The organism is Streptomyces sp. NPDC127114 (assembly GCF_042677525.1).
Lineage (GTDB): Bacteria > Actinomycetota > Actinomycetes > Streptomycetales > Streptomycetaceae > Streptomyces.
This window is the reverse complement of the sequence record NZ_JBHXTJ010000083.1, coordinates 1-12,965: the sequence shown is the minus strand read 5'-3', so window position 1 is coordinate 12,965 and position 12,965 is coordinate 1. Positions and strand designations below refer to the sequence as shown.

Genomic DNA, 12,965 nt, shown 5'->3' with positions numbered 1-12,965 from the left:
GCGCCCCGCCGCGCTGCCGCGGGCGGCTTCCCTCGGCCCGCGCCCCGCCGCGCCGCCGCGGGCGGCTTCCCTCGGCCCGCGCCCCGCCGCGCCGCCGCCGCGCTCCTCGTGCTGCTCTCGGCCGCGCTGCCGGCGGCCGCCTCACCCGCCTCGGCCCACGCCTGGAAGGCGCCGCAGGCCCGGCCGGAGGCCACGCTTCCGGCTCAGCCACCCGCCTCGGCCCACGCCTGGAAGGCGCCGCAGGCCTGGCCGGAGGCCACGCTTCCGGCTCAGCCACCCGCCTCGGCCCACGCCTGGAAGGCGCCCCAGACCCAGCCGCAGGCAACATCCCCGGCTCAGCGGGCCCCGCAGGCCACCCCCTCGGGCCGACAGGCCCGGCATGCCGCGACGCAGCAGGGCCGCCAGGCCCTGGCGCCGCCCGCCCCGGCCCGCTGGAGCGCCGTGCCCGCCGCCGGGCGGCCGTACGTCTATCTGGAGGGCCCGGTCGGCAGCGTGCTCCAGGACACCCTTTCGGTCACCAATCCCGGCGCGGAACCGCTCACCGTCCGGCTCGCCGGACAGGGCGCGGCCGTCGCCTTCGCCGTGCGGACGGTGACCGTGCCCGCGAGGACGCGGGCCGACGTGCCCTTCGCGGTGACCGTCACCGCCGACACCCCGCCCGGTGACCACCGCGGCGAAGTACGGGCCAGCGCGGGCGGACGCGAGACCACCGTCCCGCTCCACCTTCGCGTCAGCGGGCCGCGGCTCGCCGCGCTCACCGTCGAGGACGTCGAGGTCGGGCGCTCGGGCACCCTGCGCTACACCCTGGTCAACCGCGGCAACACCGTGCTCGCCCCGCGCCTCGCCGTCCGCGCCGAGGGCCTCTTCGGCACCGTGCTCGACCGCCCCGAACACGCCCTTCCGCTCGTCCTGCGTCCCGGCGAACGCGTCACCCGCACCGAACCCTGGCCCGACCCGCCCGCGCTCGACTCGGTCACCGTGCACCTGACGGCCGGCGCCCTCGGCGCGGCACCGGCGACCGCCCGCGCGGACGCCGCCTTCGCCTCCGCGGCGGGCGTCGGCGCCCTGGCGGCCGTCCTCCTCGCGACGGCGGGCACGGCCACGTACGCGATACGGAGGAGACGATGACGTACCCGCGTACGGCCCAGCCAACGGGGCTGCCTACGGCACCGCTCACGGCGCTACGCACGGCACCGCGCACGGCCGTGACCGCTGTCGCAGGCGCGCTGCTCACCGCGCTGCTCACCGCCTTGCCGCTCGCCCTGCTGCCCGCCGTCCCGGCCGTCGCCGCAGCCGGCCCCACCGTCACGCTCTCGCAGGGCGAGGGCGGCAAGGGCGGCGAGATCACCGTGAGCGGCTCCGGCTGGAAGCCCGGCGCGCTGCTCATGCTGCTGATCTGCGGGCAGGCCGCGCCCGGCAAGGGCGTCATCGGCGGCACCAACTCCTGCGCCAACACCGACGGCCGCGCCGCCACCGTCGACGCCAAGGGCGCCTTCAGCCAGAAGCTGCCGGTCGCCGAACCGCCCGAGCCCTGCCCCTGCGTCGTCCACGTGGCCGGCGTGACCGGGCAACAGGACACCGTGGACGCCGAGTTCACCGTCGCCGGGCATCCCACCCAGCCGCTGCCCGAGGACGCCGGCAGCGGCCGGCTCGTCGTGCTCACCTCCGCCCGGCTGGAGGGTTCGAGCGGCGTCCTGGTCTGGTTCGGCGCGCCCGCGCGCCGCGAGATCGTCGTCACCCTCGGCAACCTCGGGCAGACCGCGGTCAAGGACCCGGTCTTCGAAGTCGGCACCAGCCACGGGGTGTTCGCGCCGCAGTACGAGGAACGCCAGTGGCGCGGCACCGTCGAGCCCGGCCGCAAGGCGCTGGTGAGGCTGCCGGTCGAGCTGACGGCGGGCGCCCACGGCGACTACCAGGTGTCCGTGCGCCACGGCGGGAAGGTCCTGGTCGAACAGCCCTGGGGCGTCGGCCGCCCGTACGGCGTCACGCTCTTCTGGGTGCTCCTCGCGCTCGTCGTCCCGGCCGCGGTCTTCCGCATCGGCATGGCGGTCGTCGACCGGGTCCGCCCGCAGGGCGCGCACGGCCCGCGCAGGCCCCGCCGGACGTCCCCCCTCGCGCCCCGCCGCACGCCCCGCGAACCGGGCCGCCGACCGCGCCGCTCGCGGGGCGGGGCGCCCGCGCCCGTACCCGTACCGGCGGCGCCGTCCGCCGACGAACCGACCGCGGTCCTGCCGTGGTTCACCCCCGACTCCGCACCGTCAGAGAACAGCCCGACGACGAAGGGACAGTCGTGAGGACGACACGCACGACACGGAGGATCAGCGCGGCCGGCGTCGCGCTGATGCTCGGCGGCGCGGGAATCCTGCTGGCCGCCGGCCCCGCCATGGCGGCGGAGGTCTCGTACAAGACCGAGTGCATCCCGCCCTCCATCTCCGGCCTCCCGCCGGTGCAGGGCACCACCAAGGTGCAGATCACCGCGCCCGCCGAGGCCAAGGTCGGTGACGAGGTGGAGGTGGTCTGGAAGACCGTTCAGGCCGCGTCCAAGAATCCGGACATCCTCGACCTGGAGAAGGACACGGTGAAGCCGACCGGCGTCGTCAGGCTGGGCGGCGCGGCGAGCGGCACGCTCGCGGTGGAGGGCCCGCGGCAGAACCCGCCGATCCCGAAGAACAGCCCGATGGTCCTGCCGGACATGAAGGGCAGGCTGAAGCTGGAGAAGGCGGGCGAGATCACGCTGACGCCCGACAAGTACACGATCAACGTGTCCAAGCCGATGTCGACGGACACGAAGTGCTCGCCGAAGGAGACGGTCGCGGTCGGCGCCACGATCAAGGTGACGGACGGCGGCGGCTCCTCCAGCGGCGGTACGACGACGTCCGGCGGTACGACGACCAGCGGCGGCACGACCACCGCGGGCGGCACCACCACCACCGGCGGTACGTCGACCTCCGGCGGCACCACGACCTCAGGCGGCACCACGTCATCCGGCGGCTCCACCTCCGGCGGTGGTGGCGGGCAGACCGACTTCCCCGGCAAGGAAGTCGCCGTGAACTTCGCCTGCCAGGCTCCCGGCCCCGCGTCCATCACCTCCAAGGTCACCGTCAACGCCAGGAAGAACGGCGGCTCCTACGACCTCACGGTCAAGACCGCCAAGGGCGTCATGAACAGCCCGGCCGCCCTCCCCAAGGGCGCCCTCAAGCCCTCCATGGCCGTGAAGATCGGCGGTGCCGACAGCGGCACGGTCACCGTCACCGGCGCGCCCAACCCCGAACCGCTGGAGGCGGGCAAGCCGGTCGACCTGACCGACATGACCGGCACCTACAAGCCGGGCGCGTCCGGCAAGGCCACCCTGAGCCCCGGCAAGCTGACCATCAGCGTGACGCTCGGCGGCTCGCCGATCGTCATCCCGTGCGAGGTCAAGGGCTCCGTGCAGGCCTCGCTCACGCTCGACACCGAGAAGCAGGCCGGCGGCGCCGCAGGCGGCTCCTCGACCACGACGTCCGGCGGAGGTTCGGGCGGCGGGCTCGCCGAGACCGGCGCCGAGGACGGCGGCGCCCTGCGCGCCCTCGCCCTGGTCGCGGGCACGGTGATCCTGCTCGGCGGCGCGGTGTTCACGTTCACCCCGTGGGCGCGGCTCCGTAGGTAGCGGGACGGAGCGGCCCATGGGAGGCGGTACTCAGCGTCTACTCATTACCCTCGGTAGTCCTTGTGTCGCCCCGCGCGTGAATGGTTGTCTCCAGGTGTTCGCCCGAGCGAACGCCTGGACACGCACGACCTGCTCGACCGGCAGGTGAACGACGTGCCGGGCCCTCACGAGGGGCTCGGTACGAGGAAAGGAACGCACATGCGCTGGGGGAAGAAGCTCGCGTCCGGAGCACTCGCCGTCATGCTGGGTGCCGCGGGCACCGGACTGCTCGCCGCCGCACCGGCCCAGGCCGCCGGAAAGTACACCTGCAAGGCGTACGCGAGCATGGACAAGCTGGGCCGTCCCACGGCGTACTCGACCTGCAAGTCGGGCAGTGGCAAGGCCGTCAAGCAGCACCGGGTCGTCATCAAGTGCGACCAGGTGCAGGGGGCGCGCGAGCACGTCATGACCTGGACGCTCTACGGTCCCTGGGTCGGACCGGGCCAGAAGTCCAACGTCCGGTGCGGTACGAAGAACTTCCTGCGCGGCTTCAGCGCCCAGACGCGCTGACGACGAGACGCGCTGACGACCGGACGCGCTGACGACGAAGGGCCTGGCCCGGCACCCGAGAGGGGTGCCGGGCCAGGCCCTTCGAGCGGGAGTCCGTCAGGACCTCAGCGCACGTCGCCCATGAGAGCGCGGATCTTCTTGCCCGCGGTCATGAAGGCCAGGCCCGCGGCGACGGCCACCACTGCCCAGAGCGAGTAGTACAGGGCGTCGCCCAGCGGCTCGTTGAGCTTGGTGGTCCAGCCGTTGAGGGCGTTGCCCGTCGCGGTGGCGAGGAACCACAGACCCATGATCTGGCCGACGAACTGCTTCGGGGCCAGCTTCGTCGACAGCGACAGGCCGACCGGCGAGAGGCACATCTCGCCGAGGGTCTGGACGAGGTAGACGCTCAGCAGCCAGAAGACGGTGACCTTGCCGGTCTCGCTGTTGGCCGCGGCGGCGCCCGCGAGACCCATGATGGCGAACGATCCGCCGATGAGGAGCATCGCGAGGGCGAACTTCATCGGGGCGCTGGGCTCACGGTTGCGCTTGGCGAGCCTGACCCACAGCGCGGCGAAGAGCGGCGCCAGCACGATGACCATCGCCGGGTTGACGGACTGGTACCAGGAGGCCGGGAACTCCCAGCCGAGGATCATGCGGTCCGTCTTGTTGTCGGCGAACAGCGTGAGCAGCGAGCCGGACTGGTCGTAGATCATCCAGAACAGCACGGCGGTGGCGAAGAACCACACGAACGCCTTGATCTTCGGCTTGTCCTCGGTCTTCAGCGCCGGATTGCGGTACATGGCGACGAAGTAGACGACCGGCACGATGATGCCGAGGATCGCGAGCACGTTGACGATGTGCTCGATGTCGTACGTGCCGAGCACGATGTCGGCCAGCAGTGCGGCGACGGCGAGTCCGCCCCAGAGCAGGACCTTGCGGAGCGCGCTGCGCTTCTCCTCGGGCGTGGCCGGGGTGCCCGGCTCCTTGCCGACGTCACCGAGGTGACGCGAGCCCAGGACGTACTGGACGACGGCGAGGGTCATGCCGATACCGGCGACGGCGAAGCCGAGGTGCCAGTTGACGTTCTCGCCGAGGTAGCCGACGACCAGCGGGGCGGCCATGCCGCCGATGTTGATCGACATGTAGAAGAGCGTGAAGCCGGCGTCGCGGCGGGCGCTCGGCTGGCCCTCGTACAGGCCGCCGACCATCGCGGAGATGTTCGGCTTCAGCAGGCCCGTACCGGCGGCGATGAGCGCGAGGCCCACGAAGAACGCCGTGTCCGAGGGGATCGCGAGGGTGTAGTGACCCAGGGCGATGACGATGCCGCCGACGAGGACGGCCTTGCGGGCGCCCCACAGGCGGTCGGCGACCCAGCCGCCGGGCATGGCGGCCATGTAGACCACCGCGTTGTAGACGCCGTAGATGGAGGCGGCCAGCGCCTCACGTCCTTCGAGAGGACCGTCGAGCACACCCGCGACCAGGTAGAGGACGAGGATGCCGCGCATTCCGTACCAGGAGAAGCGCTCCCACATCTCGGTCATGAAGAGAGTGGCCAGGCCCCGAGGGTGGCCGAAGAACGTCTTCTCGGAACCCGGGGTTCCGGGAGAAGCCGTCGTCAGGCTGGACGCCATGTCGATCCTTGCTCTGTCGGGACGCGCGCTTCGTGAGCGGGATGCGCCCGGTGGGGGAGGCCGGCACCGGCGGGGTGCGGTCGCACCCTTCCGGGATCCACGCCCCGGCGCACCTTCGCGCGGGACCCGGCCCACAGGTCGTTCACTGTCCTCAAGACTGCCGATGGCGGCCTCGTGCAGAAAAGAGACCCTTGACGTGTCAAACACGGTCAAAGGTCCCCGATTACCGCTACAGAACTCTCGACACCATACGACACGACAGTGCCGGATATGGAAGGACTTGAGAGATGGATCACAGGCTCTGACGGAACCAACCTCCGTCATTCCAAGGTCATGAGCAAATTACGGGCCAAGATCCAAAGGGGCCGTCGCGGCCTCGCGTCCCCCGCCCCGGGTGCGGCCGGATCCCGCCCCGGCGCCGTGTCCGTGCGGACTACCATCACCTCATGACCCGTGTACTGCTCGCCGAGGACGACGCATCCATCTCGGAACCGCTGGCCCGCGCGCTGCGGCGGGAGGGATACGAGGTCGAGGTCCGCGAGGACGGACCGACCGCGCTCGACGCCGGACTCCAGGGCGGCGTCGACCTGGTCGTGCTCGACCTGGGCCTGCCCGGCATGGACGGCCTCGAGGTCGCCCGCCGGCTGCGCGCCGACGGTCACACGGTGCCGATCCTGGTGCTCACCGCCCGCGCCGACGAGGTGGACACGGTCGTCGGCCTCGACGCCGGCGCCGACGACTACGTCACCAAGCCCTTCCGCCTCGCCGAGCTGCTCGCCCGGGTCCGGGCCCTGCTGCGGCGCGGCGCCACCGAGCCCGCCGCCGCCCCCGCCACCCACGGCGTGCGGATCGACGTCGAGTCGCACCGGGCCTGGATGGGCGACGAGGAGCTCCAGCTCACCGCGAAGGAGTTCGACCTGCTGCGGGTCCTGGTCCGCGACGCCGGCCGGGTGGTCACCCGTGACCAGCTGATGCGCGAGGTCTGGGACACCACGTGGTGGTCCTCCACCAAGACCCTCGACATGCACATCTCCTGGCTCCGCAAGAAGCTCGGCGACGACGCGGCGAACCCGCGCTACATCGCCACCGTCCGCGGCGTCGGCTTCCGTTTCGAGAAGAGCTAGGCCGACTCCTCCGTGCGCCGCCGTCTGATCAACTCCACGCTCGCCGTCGTGCTCGTCGTCATCGCCGTCTTCGGCGTCTCGCTGGTGATCGTCGAGACCCGCACGATCTCCAGCAGCGCCCAGGAGAGCGTGGACTCCGAGGCGCTGCGGATCGCCTCCATCGTCGACAGCCGACTGATCGGCGGCGAGCCCGTCGACGCCGGCGTCCTGGCCGACCTGAGCGGCGCCAAGCGCTACGCCCTGGTCCGCGTCCCCGGCCGCGCGCCCGTCGAGATCGGCACCCGCCCCACCGGCAGCGTCATCCGCGGCTTCGCCGAGGGCGAGCGCGGCGAGACCGTGGTCGTCGAGGAGAGCCGTTCCGTCGTCACCGACGAGGTGGGCCGCACCCTGATGATCATCGCCGCGGTGGCGCTGCTCTGCGTCGTGGCGGCCGTGCTGCTCGCCGTACGGCAGGCGAACAAGCTCGCCTCGCCGCTCACCGACCTCGCGGAGACCGCCGAGCGGCTGGGCTCCGGCGACCCGCGTCCCCGGCACCGGCGGTACGGAGTGCCCGAGCTGGACCGGGTCGCGGACGTCCTCGACGCCTCGGCCGAACGGATCGCGCGGATGCTCACCGCGGAGCGCCGGCTCGCCGCCGACGCCTCCCACCAGCTCCGTACGCCCCTGACCGCGCTCTCCATGCGCCTGGAGGAGGTCGCCGTCGCCGACGACCTCGACACGGTCAGGGAGGAGGCGACGATCGCGCTCACGCAGGTCGAGCGGCTCACCGACGTCGTCGAGCGGCTGCTCACCAACTCGCGCGACCCGCGGAGCGGCTCCGCCGTCGCCTTCGACCTCGACGAGGTCATCAAGCAGCAGCTGGAGGAGTGGCGGCCCGCTTACCGCAGCGCGGGCCGGGCCATCGTCCGCTCGGGAAAGCAGGGCATGCGGGCCGTCGGCACCCCGGGCGCGGTCGCCCAGGTCCTGGCGGCACTAATCGAGAACTCGCTCATGCACGGCGGCGGCACCGTCGCCCTGCGCACCCGCGTCACCGGCAACCAGTCGGTCATCGAGGTCACCGACGAGGGCCCGGGCGTGCCCGCCGACCTCGGGGCGCGGATCTTCGAGCGGGCGGTCAGCGGGCGCAGCTCCACGGGCATCGGCCTGGCGGTCGCCCGGGACCTCGCGGAGGCGGACGGCGGGCGTCTGGAGCTGCTCCAGCAGCAGCCGCCGGTGTTCGCGCTCTTCCTCGGCCGCGAGGTCAGGAGTCGCACGGAACCGGAACCGGAGCGCCCGGTCCGCTGAGGGTCCTTCCGGCGGGAGCCACGCACAGAAGCAGGGCCGTCGGGGGAAATCAGACCCGGTCGGGCTGCTTGCGGGCGGTCTGGCGGGGCGCCTGCTCCAGGAACGATTCGGCGGCCTGCACCGCCTCCTTCGCCGGCAGCGCACGGAACACCCAGGTCCGGTAGGACCAGAAGCGGAACAGGGTCGCGACGCCGATGCCGAAGAACTTGAAGAAGTTGCTCTGCAGCGGCGTGTCCCAGCCGAAGCCGTACGTCGCCGTGTAGAGGACGCCGTTCTCGATGACCATGCCGACGACGCTGAACAGCAGGAACAGCGCCAGTTCCTTCGTACGGCCGGACTTGTCGCGGTCACGGTACGTGAAGTAGCGGAACCCCACGTAGTTGAAGAGGATCGCCACCGCCGTGGCGATGATGCCGGCCCGCACCACCGGAAGCTCGGTGACGTGGCGCACCAGGTTGAAGACGCCCAGGTTCACCAGGACGCCCAGCCCGCCGACCACGCCGAACTTGGCGACCTCGCGGACGAGCCGGTCCACTCGCATGCGCAGCGCGCCGGGTTCGCTCATCGTGATGGCTCTGTCCCGTCCGTTCCGGATGTGTTCCGCCGACGCCACGGACGGCGCCAACCCAGCCATGCTAACCAGCCGCCCCCTCGACCGCCCGTGATGTGCGCGATCCGTGTGCGACCCCACCCCGACTGTGACAAAACACAGCCGGACGGGGCACCGGAAATTGTGCGGATACCCTAAGAGGGTGACGTTCCCGGTAGTCGGCATGGTCGGCGGCGGTCAGCTCGCTCGTATGACACACGAGGCAGGCATCCCGCTCGGCATCAAGTTCAAGCTCCTCAGTGACAGCCCGCAGGACTCGGCGGCCCAGGTGGTGAGCGAGGTCGTCATCGGCGACTATCGCGACCTGGCCACGCTGCGTGACTTCGCGCGCGGCTGCGACGTGATCACCTTCGATCACGAGCACGTGCCCGCGGAGCACCTGGCGGCCCTGGAGGCGGACGGCGTCGTCGTCCGGCCCGGCCGTTCGGCCCTCGCGCACGCCCAGGACAAGGGGGTGATGCGGGCCAGGCTCGACGAGATCGGCGTGCCGAGCCCGCGGCACCGCATCGTGACGGACCCGGCCGACGCGGCGGTCTTCGCCGCCGAGGTCGGAGGCTTCCCGATCATCCTGAAGACGGTGCGCGGCGGCTACGACGGCAAGGGCGTCTGGTTCGTCCGGTCGGAGGCCGACGCCGAGGACGCCTTCAAGGCCGGCGTCGCGGTGCTCGCCGAGGAGAAGGTCGACTTCGCGCGCGAGCTCGCCGCGAACATCGTCCGTTCCCCGCACGGCCAGGCCGTCGCGTACCCGGTGGTCGAGTCCCGTCAGGTCGACGGGGTCTGCGACACCGTGATCGCGCCCGCGCCCGACCTGGACGACGAGCTCGCCGGGCAGGCCCAGGAGCTGGCCCTGCGCATCGCGAAGGAGCTGGACGTCGTCGGCCACCTGGCCGTCGAGCTGTTCCAGACCCGCGACGGCCGGATCCTCGTCAACGAGCTCGCCATGCGTCCGCACAACTCCGGCCACTGGACCCAGGACGGCGCGGTCACCTCGCAGTTCGCCAACCACGTCCGGGCCGTGCTCGACCTCCCGCTGGGAGACCCCCGCCCGCGGGCGAAGTGGACCGTGATGTGCAATGTTCTGGGTGGCGACTACCCGGACATGTACCAGGGGTACCTGCACTGCATGGCCAGGGACCCACAGCTCAAGATCCACATGTACGGCAAGGACGTGAAGCCCGGCCGCAAGGTGGGCCACGTCAACACCTACGGCGACGACCTGGACGACGTGCTGGAGCGCGCCCGTCACGCCGCCGACTACCTGCGAGGAACGATCGTTGAGTAACCCGGCTGCTTCGACCCCGCTCGTCGGCATCGCGATGGGGTCCGACTCGGACTGGACCGTCATGGAGGCCGCGGCCCAGGCCCTCGACGAGTTCGAGATCGCCTACGAGGTGAACGTCCTCTCCGCGCACCGCATGCCGCGCGAGATGATCGCGTACGGCGAGGACGCCGCCGACCGCGGTCTGAAGGCGATCATCGCGGGCGCGGGCGGTGCCGCCCACCTGCCGGGCATGCTCGCCTCCGTCACCCCGCTGCCGGTGATCGGCGTGCCGGTGCCGCTGAAGTACCTCGACGGCATGGACTCGCTGCTCTCCATCGTGCAGATGCCGGCCGGCGTGCCGGTCGCGACCGTCTCGGTCGCCGGCGCCCGCAACGCGGGCCTGCTCGCGGCCCGCATCCTCGCCGCGCACGACCCGGAACTGCTCGGCCGGATGAAGGAGTTCCAGCAGGAGCTGAACGAGCAGGCCACGGAGAAGGGCCGGCGACTGCGGCAGAAGGTCGAGGGCTCGGGCTCCTTCGGGTTCGCCCAGTGACGGCGGCGGCCGGCCGACTGGCGGAGGCGCGCGAACTCCTCGCCTCCGCCCCCGTCGTCGACGGCCACAACGACCTGCCGTGGGCGCTGCGCGAGCAGTGCGGCTACGACCTCGACAAGCTCGACATCGCGGGCGACCGCTCGGCCTCCCTGCACACCGACCTCGCCCGGCTGCGCGTCGGCGGGGTCGGCGCCCAGTTCTGGTCGGTGTACGTGCCGGGCCGGCTGGCCGGGGACCACGCGGTCAGCGCCACCCTGGAGCAGATCGACGCCGTCGACCGGCTGATCGAGCGGTACGCGGCGGACCTCGCGCCCGCGCTGACCGCCGACGACATCGAGAAGGCCCGCGAGGAGGGCCGGATCGCCTCCCTCAAGGGCGCCGAGGGCGGTCACTCGATCAACAACTCGCTGGCCACCCTGCGCGCCCTGTACACACTGGGCGTGCGGTACATGACGCTCACCCACAACGAGAACAACGACTGGGCGGACTCGGCCACCGACGAGCCGCGGCACGGCGGGCTCACCGCCTTCGGCCGCGAGGTCGTCCGCGAGATGAACCGCACCGGCATGCTCGTCGACCTCTCGCACGTCGCCGCGACGACCATGCGCGACGCGCTGGACGCCACGGCCGCGCCGGTGATCTTCTCGCACTCCTCGTCCCGCGCGGTGTGCGACCACCCGCGCAACATCCCGGACGACGTCCTGGAGCGGCTGCCCGCCAACGGCGGCGTGGCGATGGCGACCTTCGTGCCGAAGTTCATCCTGCCCGCGGCCGTCGAGTGGACGGCGCGCGCCGACGAGAACATGCGCGCCCACGGCATGCACCACCTCGCCACCACGCCGGAGGCGATGGCGATCCACCGCGCCTTCGAGGCGGACAACCCGCGCCCGATCGCGACCGCCGCCACGGTCGCCGACCACCTCGACCACATGCGCGAGGTCGCCGGCGTCGACCACATCGGGATCGGCGGCGACTACGACGGCACGGCCTTCACGCCGGCCGGCCTGGACGACGTCGCCGGCTACCCGAACCTGGTCGCGGAGCTGCTCACCCGCGGCTGGTCGCACGCCGACCTGGCGAAGCTCACCTGGTCCAACGCGGTCCGGGTGCTGCGCGACGCGGAGGCGGTGGCGCGCGAGCAGCAGACGCTGCGGGGCGCGTCGATCGCGACGATCGACACCCTGAACGCGTAGGTAGCACGGGTCGGTTGACGCACCGTCACGGAGGGGTCCACCCGGTGGGTCCCTCCTCGTCGTTTCCCGGGGCGTCGCCTGGACGGCGTAGTCCGCCGTGCCCGCGGGGAGGGGCGGTGGCACGGTTGCCGTACTGCCTAGTAGTACGGAGTGAGTCACCCATGGCAGATCTGCTCGACGATCCCACCACGACGTTCACCCTCGCCCGTGCCGCCTCGGCGGGCGACACCGATCCCCCCGGACATCCCCGGCCCCTCGACGAGTCGACCCGTGCGCGCGCGCTGCTCGCCGCGCAGCCGGTCGTCGAGGGGCACACGGATCCGCCTCACGTCACCGACCCCGATCCGGACCCGGAGGACCTTCCGCCGGTACGGGCGGCAGAGGCGGGAGCACAGTTCTGGTCCCTGCGCGTGGACGCCGACGACGGCGTGCTCGGCACCCTGCGCAGGATCGACGCGGTCCGGGCCCTCGTGGCGGCCTGCCCGGAGCACCTGCGCCTCGCGCACACCACCGCGGAGATGGCCCACGCCCGCAACTGCGGCCGGGTCGCCGTGCTGCTCGGACCGGTGAGCTGGGCGGCCGTCGGCGGCTCGCTCGCCGCCCTCCGGGCGTACCACGCGCTCGGCGTACGGGCGGTCAGCCTCACCCGCTACGACCGCTTCGCCCGCGAGGCGGTACGGGAGATGAACCGGCTCGGCCTGGTCGTCGACCTCGCGGGCGCCGACCCGGACACCGTCCGCCAGGCCCTCGCGGTGAGCCGGGCCCCGGTGCTCCTCACCCGCGCGGAACCGGACGCCCTGCCGGACGACGTGCTGGGCCTGCTCGGCGAGAAGGGCGGCGTCTGCATGGTGCCGGTCACCCCGGACGCGTCCGCCACGGCCGACGCCCTGGACCGCCTCCGGGCCCTCGCGGGCCCCCGGTCCTGCGGCCTGTCCCACACCACGGTCCCGGCCGCCGGCTACGCCCCGCTCTTCGCGGAGCTGCTGCGCCGTGACTGGCAGGCGCAGGACCTGGTGGCCCTGGCCCACGGCAACGCCACCCGCGCGCTGCGCGAGACGGAGTTCCGGGCCCGGGCGTACCGCCCGAAGGCGGCCTGACGCACGCCCCGCGCGGGTCGCGCCCACGTGGCGCGACC

At 72.5% G+C, this 12,965-nt stretch carries 12 protein-coding genes; 10 read left to right on the top strand and 2 right to left on the bottom strand.

Annotated features, from left to right (window positions below):
• The 4 genes from ACFVGS_RS37070 to ACFVGS_RS37055 all read left to right on the top strand — a co-directional run.
• The coding region (locus tag ACFVGS_RS37070; protein ID WP_385696850.1) for a hypothetical protein at positions 1–1,128 on the top strand (1,128 nt) is incomplete at its 5' end.
• The gene (locus tag ACFVGS_RS37065) at positions 1,125–2,294 is read left to right on the top strand and encodes a hypothetical protein (RefSeq protein WP_385696847.1); all 1,170 of its coding nucleotides are present in this window, start codon (positions 1,125–1,127) and stop codon (positions 2,292–2,294) included. The genes ACFVGS_RS37070 and ACFVGS_RS37065, both read left to right, overlap by 4 nt.
• A 47-nt stretch (positions 2,295–2,341) precedes the next feature.
• Complete coding sequence (locus tag ACFVGS_RS37060) at positions 2,342–3,646, top strand: hypothetical protein (RefSeq protein ID WP_385696853.1); 1,305 nt, start codon at positions 2,342–2,344, stop codon at positions 3,644–3,646.
• Between the two features lie 198 nt (positions 3,647–3,844).
• Positions 3,845–4,195 (top strand): hypothetical protein, encoded by a 351-nt coding sequence (locus ACFVGS_RS37055; protein WP_384423212.1) that lies wholly within the window; start codon positions 3,845–3,847, stop codon positions 4,193–4,195.
• 104 nt (positions 4,196–4,299) lie between these two features.
• On the opposite strand, the gene ACFVGS_RS37050 is transcribed toward ACFVGS_RS37055, so the two are convergent.
• Positions 4,300–5,805, bottom strand: coding sequence for a peptide MFS transporter (locus ACFVGS_RS37050; protein WP_384423438.1), 1,506 nt, complete (start codon positions 5,803–5,805; stop codon positions 4,300–4,302).
• Between the two features lie 446 nt (positions 5,806–6,251).
• Here ACFVGS_RS37050 and ACFVGS_RS37045 point away from each other — a divergent pair, with 446 nt between their 5' ends.
• The gene (locus ACFVGS_RS37045) at positions 6,252–6,929 is read left to right on the top strand and encodes a response regulator transcription factor (RefSeq protein WP_351577187.1); all 678 of its coding nucleotides are present in this window, start codon (positions 6,252–6,254) and stop codon (positions 6,927–6,929) included.
• A 12-nt stretch (positions 6,930–6,941) separates the two neighbouring features.
• Complete coding sequence (locus ACFVGS_RS37040) at positions 6,942–8,213, top strand: ATP-binding protein (protein ID WP_384423436.1); 1,272 nt, start codon at positions 6,942–6,944, stop codon at positions 8,211–8,213.
• Positions 8,214–8,262: 49 nt separating this feature from the next.
• On the opposite strand, the gene ACFVGS_RS37035 is transcribed toward ACFVGS_RS37040, so the two are convergent.
• Positions 8,263–8,778 carry a GtrA family protein gene (locus tag ACFVGS_RS37035; protein ID WP_384423434.1) on the bottom strand — a complete coding sequence of 172 codons (516 nt, stop codon included), beginning with the start codon at positions 8,776–8,778 and terminating at the stop codon, positions 8,263–8,265.
• Positions 8,779–8,965: 187 nt separating this feature from the next.
• On the opposite strand from ACFVGS_RS37035, the gene ACFVGS_RS37030 reads away from it, so the two are divergent.
• The 4 genes from ACFVGS_RS37030 (at position 8,966) to ACFVGS_RS37015 (ending at position 12,927) form a co-directional block, all read left to right on the top strand.
• Positions 8,966–10,105, top strand: coding sequence for a 5-(carboxyamino)imidazole ribonucleotide synthase (locus ACFVGS_RS37030; RefSeq protein WP_385696842.1), 1,140 nt, complete (start codon positions 8,966–8,968; stop codon positions 10,103–10,105).
• Positions 10,106–10,139: 34 nt separating this feature from the next.
• On the top strand, positions 10,140–10,637 hold the full coding sequence (gene purE / locus ACFVGS_RS37025; protein ID WP_384423440.1) for a 5-(carboxyamino)imidazole ribonucleotide mutase: 498 nt from the start codon (positions 10,140–10,142) through the stop codon (positions 10,635–10,637).
• Positions 10,634–11,830 carry a dipeptidase gene (locus ACFVGS_RS37020; protein ID WP_385696839.1) on the top strand — a complete coding sequence of 399 codons (1,197 nt, stop codon included), beginning with the start codon at positions 10,634–10,636 and terminating at the stop codon, positions 11,828–11,830. The genes purE and ACFVGS_RS37020 overlap by 4 nt, the downstream gene beginning before the upstream one ends.
• Before the next feature lie 161 nt (positions 11,831–11,991).
• Complete coding sequence (locus ACFVGS_RS37015; protein WP_384423428.1) at positions 11,992–12,927, top strand: membrane dipeptidase; 936 nt, start codon at positions 11,992–11,994, stop codon at positions 12,925–12,927.
• The last annotated feature ends 38 nt before the right edge of the window (positions 12,928–12,965 follow it).

Coding starts and splice junctions, on each gene's coding strand:
- ACFVGS_RS37065 (WP_385696847.1), top strand. CDS start 1,125: ATGACGTACCCGCGTACGGCCCAGCCAACGGGGCTGCCTACGGCACCG.
- ACFVGS_RS37060 (WP_385696853.1), top strand. CDS start 2,342: ATGCTCGGCGGCGCGGGAATCCTGCTGGCCGCCGGCCCCGCCATGGCG.
- ACFVGS_RS37055 (WP_384423212.1), top strand. CDS start 3,845: ATGCGCTGGGGGAAGAAGCTCGCGTCCGGAGCACTCGCCGTCATGCTG.
- ACFVGS_RS37050 (WP_384423438.1), bottom strand. CDS start 5,805: ATGGCGTCCAGCCTGACGACGGCTTCTCCCGGAACCCCGGGTTCCGAG.
- ACFVGS_RS37045 (WP_351577187.1), top strand. CDS start 6,252: ATGACCCGTGTACTGCTCGCCGAGGACGACGCATCCATCTCGGAACCG.
- ACFVGS_RS37035 (WP_384423434.1), bottom strand. CDS start 8,778: ATGAGCGAACCCGGCGCGCTGCGCATGCGAGTGGACCGGCTCGTCCGC.
- purE (WP_384423440.1), top strand. CDS start 10,140: ATGGGGTCCGACTCGGACTGGACCGTCATGGAGGCCGCGGCCCAGGCC.
- ACFVGS_RS37015 (WP_384423428.1), top strand. CDS start 11,992: ATGGCAGATCTGCTCGACGATCCCACCACGACGTTCACCCTCGCCCGT.